The organism is Arthrobacter sp. Y3223164 (assembly GCF_059091005.1).
The window spans coordinates 1-5,769 of record NZ_JBNHGF010000170.1 but is presented as its reverse complement, the minus strand read 5'-3'; the positions used below and the strand labels follow the sequence as shown (position 1 = coordinate 5,769).

Annotated in this window: 5 protein-coding genes and 1 pseudogene; 4 read left to right on the top strand and 2 right to left on the bottom strand. The window is 67.7% G+C overall.

What is annotated here, in order from left to right; genetic code table 11:
- Positions 1-646 (top strand): DUF418 domain-containing protein (locus AC5RUJ_RS09825; protein ID WP_494155807.1); only part of this gene is annotated, 646 nt, incomplete at its 5' end.
- Positions 647-649: 3 nt separating this feature from the next.
- Here the strand turns inward: AC5RUJ_RS09825 and AC5RUJ_RS09820 are convergent.
- Positions 650-1,252 carry a histidine phosphatase family protein gene (locus tag AC5RUJ_RS09820; protein ID WP_494001188.1) on the bottom strand — a complete coding sequence of 201 codons (603 nt, stop codon included), beginning with the start codon at positions 1,250-1,252 and terminating at the stop codon, positions 650-652.
- Positions 1,253-1,254: 2 nt separating this feature from the next.
- Positions 1,255-2,721, bottom strand: a complete 1,467-nt coding sequence (locus AC5RUJ_RS09815) for a CCA tRNA nucleotidyltransferase (protein WP_494023980.1) — start codon at positions 2,719-2,721, stop codon at positions 1,255-1,257.
- 103 nt (positions 2,722-2,824) lie between these two features.
- Here AC5RUJ_RS09815 and AC5RUJ_RS09810 point away from each other — a divergent pair, with 103 nt between their 5' ends.
- The 3 genes and pseudogenes from AC5RUJ_RS09810 to AC5RUJ_RS09800 form a co-directional block, all read left to right on the top strand.
- Positions 2,825-3,349, top strand: a complete 525-nt coding sequence (locus AC5RUJ_RS09810) for an NUDIX hydrolase (protein ID WP_494075071.1) — start codon at positions 2,825-2,827, stop codon at positions 3,347-3,349.
- A gap of 53 nt (positions 3,350-3,402) precedes the next feature.
- Complete coding sequence (murJ, locus tag AC5RUJ_RS09805) at positions 3,403-5,103, top strand: murein biosynthesis integral membrane protein MurJ (protein WP_494023979.1); 1,701 nt, start codon at positions 3,403-3,405, stop codon at positions 5,101-5,103.
- A gap of 93 nt (positions 5,104-5,196) precedes the next feature.
- Positions 5,197-5,769: pseudogene (locus AC5RUJ_RS09800) on the top strand (ABC transporter substrate-binding protein); the annotation flags it as partial.

The window sequence follows — 5,769 nt, the reverse complement described above, 5'->3', positions numbered from 1 at the left end:
GGGGCCCGCGCCGGCGTTCGGGCTGGCCGGCTCTCCCGCCGACGTTCTGGCCCAGAACGCGTCGCTGTATCCGCTGACGCAGCCCAATGCCGTGCTCCTCCAGAGCCCGATTGCCCTCGGCGCGTTCTACCTCGGCCTGGCGTGTGCCAAGGGACGGCTGCTCGAGCGGGGCATCTCAGCAAGCACGCTCCGCCGCCTGGCTTTCACGGCGCTGCCGGCCGGGCTGGCCGCTTCAGCGTTGCAGGCGTGGTTACAACACGGCGTCGGCGGTCCTGCCACGACCGTAGTCGCCTTCGGCATTTCCACGTTGACCGCGCCGCTGCTGACGGCCGGTTACGCCGCTGTGCTGCTGCTGTCCTTCCGCACTCCGGCCGGCGGTGCCCTGTGCGCCGCGCTGGCGCCCGCAGGCCGCCTCGCGCTGACCAACTATCTGGGACAGTCCGTGCTGATGGTCCTGGTCTTCACCGGTTTCGGGCTGGCGTTGACCGGCCGGTTGGCCCCGCCCGCGGTGCTTGGCGTGGCGGTGCTCCTCTTTGTGGCGCAAATGCTGGCCAGCGCGTGGTGGGCGCAGAGGTTCCGGTACGGGCCGCTGGAGTGGCTGCTGCGCTGGCTCACCTACTGGCGGCGTCCGGCCATGCTCCGTTAGCCGCTAGAGGTTCCAACCCGCGATAGCGGGCGTCTTCTTGTCCCACCCCAGCCGGCAGACGGCAGCGGTGTCCAGCACGAAGTGCCGGCCCTCGATGGCTTCCAGGCCGAGCCAACGGGCCGCAAGCACCCGGAGGAAGTGCCCGTGTGCCACCAGCAAGACCTGGCGTGGCCCTGGCGGTTCGGACGAAGGGCCGTCCAGCACCTTGGCGATCACATGGTCGGCCCGGTCGGCCACCTCTTGCAGGGACTCGCCGCCGCGGACGCCGTGGGTCCAGATCAGGTAGGAGGGATCCTTGGCCCGGATGGCCGCGCTCTGGAGGCCTTCATAGTCTCCGTAGTCCCATTCATGCGCTTCGGCCACCACCTCCGCTTCGGGGTAGCCGGCCAGTTCGGCCGTCCGGCGGGCACGCGCCAAGGGGGAGGTCAAGACGGTGTGGAAACGGACTCCCGCCAGCTTCGCCGCGGCGTCGCGGGCCTGCTGGACCCCGGCGGGAGTCAGCTCAAGGTCGGCCAACCCGGTGTACCGGTGGTCGCGCGACCACTCGGTTTCGCCGTGGCGCATCAGCCACAACACCGGGAAATCATGCGGTTCGGCCGCGGCCATGGCTATGCCTGCTCCGCGTATTCCGGCTGCGTCCGCCACCAGGCCAGCAGTTTCGCTTCTGCCTCTTCCTGCGCCGCCGGACCGTTCTCCAGCCGCTCTTCCAGCAGGAACTTGTAGGCCCGGCCGACCAGCGGGCCGGGCTGGATCCCGAGCAACGCCATGATCTGGGCGCCGTCCAAATCCGGCCGGACGGCGTCCATTTGCTCCTGCTCCTTCAGCGTGGCAATCCGCTGCTCCAGGTCGTCGTAGGCGAAGGCGAGCCGCTCCGCCTTGCGCTTGTTCCGCGTGGTCACGTCGGAGCGGGTCAGCCGGTGCAGCCGCTCAAGCAGCGGTCCGGCGTCGTTGACGTAGCGGCGCACGGCCGAATCCGTCCATCCCGCCTCCCCGTAGCCGTAGAAGCGCATGTGCAGTTCCACCAGCCGGGACACCGCCTTGATGGTCTCGTTGTCGAAACGCAGTTTCTTCATCCGCTTGGCGGTGAGCTTGGAGCCCACCACGTCGTGGTGGCGGAAGCTGACCGCACCGGAGGGTTCGAACCGGCGGGTAGCCGGTTTGCCGACGTCGTGCATCAGGGCCGCGAACCGCAGGACGAAGTCCGGACCCGGCACCGCGCCGTCGTCGTCCGTCTCCAAGGCACAGGCCTGCTCCAACACGGTGAGCGAGTGCTGGTAGACGTCCTTGTGCCGGTGGTGCTCATCGATCTCCAGCCGCAGTGCCGCGACCTCGGGCAGCACGTAATCCGCCAGGCCGGTGTCCACCAGCAGGTCCACGCCGGCGCGCGGGTCCTTGCCGTTGATCAGCTTGGTCAGTTCGTCGCGGACGCGTTCGGCGGAGATGATTTCGATCCGCGCGGCCATGTCCGTCATGGCCTCCTCCACCTCGGGTGCCACGGCCACGTTGAGCTGGGAGGCGAACCGCGCGGCTCGCATCATCCGGAGGGGGTCATCGGAGAACGACGCCGACGGCGCGCCCGGGGTGCGCAGCACGCCCGCGTGGAGGTCCTTGACGCCGCCGTGCGGATCCACCAGTTCCAGCGACGGCAGCCGCAGCGCCATGGCATTCATGGTGAAGTCGCGGCGGAACAGGTCGTCCTCCAGGGACGTCCCAAAAGCCACTACCGGCTTGCGGGAATCCGGGTCGTAGGCCTCGGCCCGATAGGTGGTCACCTCAATCATGTGCTGGCCCTTGCGCAGGCCGATGGTCCCGAAATCGCGGCCAATCTCCCAGAACTTGTCCGCCCACTTCCCGACGACGGCGATGGTGGCATCCGGATCGGCGTCGGTGGTGAAATCGAGGTCCGGGGAGATCCGGCCCAGGAACAGGTCGCGCACCGGTCCGCCGACCAGCGAGAGTTCGTGGCCCGCTGCCGCAAACAGTTCTCCCAGTTCGATCACGACGTCCGGCAACGGCAGGGACGGGACGCTGGAACCGGGTGCTGATGCGAACTGCGAACCAAAAAGGTGAACCATAGTGACTTAAGCGTGCCAGATGCGGGGCGCGATGTTTAACAAAGTCCCGGCGGCTCGGCCCCGGCATCATCGGCCCCTAACAAAAATCGTTAGAGTGGACTGCATGGCACACCCGGTTCCGAGCGCCCCGAAGCGCACCCCGCTGACAGCGTCAGTGGGCAGCGCCGCGCCCGGACACCATTCCCTGCCCACCGTCGAGGAGATCTCGGCCGGCGGCGTGGTGGTCGATACGTCGACCCCAAACCTGAACGTGGCGATCATCGCCCGCTTCAACCGCGGTGGCCGGCTCGAGTGGTGCCTGCCCAAGGGCCACCCCGAGGGCCGGGAGACCAATGAAGAGGCCGCCGTCCGGGAAGTCGAAGAAGAAACAGGGATCAAGGGCCGCGTGCTGGCCACGCTGGGCAGCATCGATTACTGGTTCACCGTCAGCGGCCACCGCGTCCACAAGACCGTGCACCATTTCCTGCTTGAGGCCACCGGCGGCCTGTTGACGATCGAGAATGATCCGGACCATGAGGCAGTGGACGTGGCCTGGGTTCCGCTGGCGGAGTTGGGCCGGAAGCTGTCCTTCCCCAACGAGCGGCGGATCGTGGACCTGGCCCGGGAAGTCCTGCCCGGGCACCTTTGAGCCCCGGCCGGATCCGGCAATCCGGCCGTTTTCAGGTGAGAACATAGAGGACGATGTCCGAGACCCAGACCCCCTCCCCCAGCCCGTCCGTGCAGCAGCACAGCACAGCCAAGTCCAGTGCCATCATGGCGGCCGGGACCATGGTGTCCCGCGTTTTGGGGTTTGTCCGCACCGCCTTGCTGGCGGTCGCGATCGGCGCCAACACGACGATGGGCGACATCTTCGAGAAGGCCAACACCATCCCGAACATCATCTACCTGCTGCTGGCGGGCGGGGTGTTCAACGTGGTGCTGGTGCCGCAGATCATCAAGGCCAGCCAGAAGAGCGACGGCGGGGCGGACTTCGTCAGCCGGCTGCTGAGCCTGACGCTGCTGGTGCTGGCCGGGATCGCGCTGCTGGCGACCCTGCTGGCCGCGCCGATCATCTCCGTCCTGACCCGCGGCTGGACGCCGGTCATGCTGGAACTCGGCACCGTCTTCGCCGTGTGGTGCCTGCCGCAAATCTTTTTCTACGGGCTGTATGCCGTGGTGGGCCAGGTGCTCAACGCCCACGGCCGGTTCGGCTGGTACATGTGGGCCCCCGCCCTGAACAACGTCGTCGCCATCGGCACGCTGGCGCTGTACATCGCACTGTACGGCCGCTACCTGCCCGGCAAGGACAACCCGGAGCTCTGGACCGGCGCCCAGACGATGGTGCTGGCCGGCGGCACCACGCTGGGCATCGTGCTGCAGGCGCTGATCCTGTTGTGGCCGCTGGGACGGCTGGGGATGGGCCTCAAGCTCAAGCTCGGCTGGCGCGGCATGGGCTTCGCCGCCACCGGAAGGGTGGCAATGTGGAGCCTGGCCACCATGGTCATCGCCAACACCGCCTACCTCTTCTACGGGTCCATCGCCTCCGGCGCCACGGCCGCGCGCGCCGAGCTGGCGGGGCCCGGCGCCTCGGTCCCCGGCGAGTACGCCCTGAATACCGCCCAACTGATCGCCATGCTGCCGCATTCGGTCTTCGTCCTCTCGGTGGCCACGGTGCTGTTCAACCAGTTGTCCCGCCAGCAATCGATCGGGGCGGTGGACGACGTGCGGCACACCGTGAACTCGGGGCTGCGCACTATCGGCGTCGCCACCGTCTTCGGGGCCGCCTCCGTGGTGGTGCTGGCCGGCCCCCTGGCCCGGTTGTTTGCCGGGTCAGGCCCTACCGCGGCGGCTTCCGCGGCGTCGATGGGCCAGGTGCTGACCATCCTCGCGGCCGGCATGCCCTTCATGAGCATCTACTTCTTCCTGGGCCGGGTGTTCTATGCGGAGGAAGACGCCAAAACGCCATTGATCATGCAGGCGATCTGCTCCGGCGCGTCGGTGGTGCTGGCCGTGCTGATCGCCTGGTTGATCGATCCCACCCTGGTGGTCTACGCGCTGGCGCTGCTGTTCACGGTGTTCCACGTGGTCTCGGCGGTCCTTGCCCACCACTTTGCCCGCCGCCGGCTGGGCGACTACGGCGCGGGCCGCGTCGTGGATACCTACATCCGGCTCGGTTATGCCGGCCTGGGCTCCGGATTGGTGGGCGCAGCGGTCCTGTGGCTGTTCGGCGGTTACGCCAACGGCGGATTCGCCTGGCAGTCCATCGCTACCGCCATGGTGACCATCGCCGTCGTCGGGCTGGTCATGGCCGCGGTATACCTGCTGCTCCTGCGCGTGCTTCGGGTCGAGGAGCTGCAGGACTTCCTGCGGCCGTTACTTAATCGGTTGCCCGGACGCGCCTGACAGAAGCGGGTATCGGGTCCGGCAGCGGATAGCATGGAAACCAAATTATCCAGTCACGGGCACCCGCCCAGGACATTTCGCCGGGAGGAACTAGTGCCGCAGCCAGTTGATGTGGGCATGCTGCTTGGTGGCCGTTACAAGGTCACTGCCCAAGTGCTTGCGTCCGCCGAAAACGATCTGGTCCTGGACGGCATTGACCAGGTGCTCAATCGGCCGGTCAGCATCCTGGTGGCAGCGCCGGAGAATGCCAGCCAGGTCGCCATGAGCGCCCGCGAGATCGCCACCGGCGAACGGGCGGGCAACGTCCAGGTGCTGGACCTCGGCAATGCCGACGGGTTCACCTACCTGGTGACCAACGGGGCCCAGGCGGCCGACCTGCTGGACCTGGTCATTCAGCAGGACGGGCCGTATGTAGAGCCCTTCTTCACCGACACACTCGGTTCGGAAATCTTCGGCCAGGCCCGTTCCACGGAGCCGGAGCCGTATGAGGACGAATACGAGTACGAGGACTACGACGAAGAGCCTCGGCAGAGCCTGCGCGAGAGGCTGAACAAGCTCGACCTGCCCAAATTGGGCCGGAACGGCACTGACGGGACGTCCAAGCCCCGGTTCGGCGCCCGTCCTGGAACCCCGGCCTCCGGCGCCGGGCCCGCTGCGGGAGCTGCG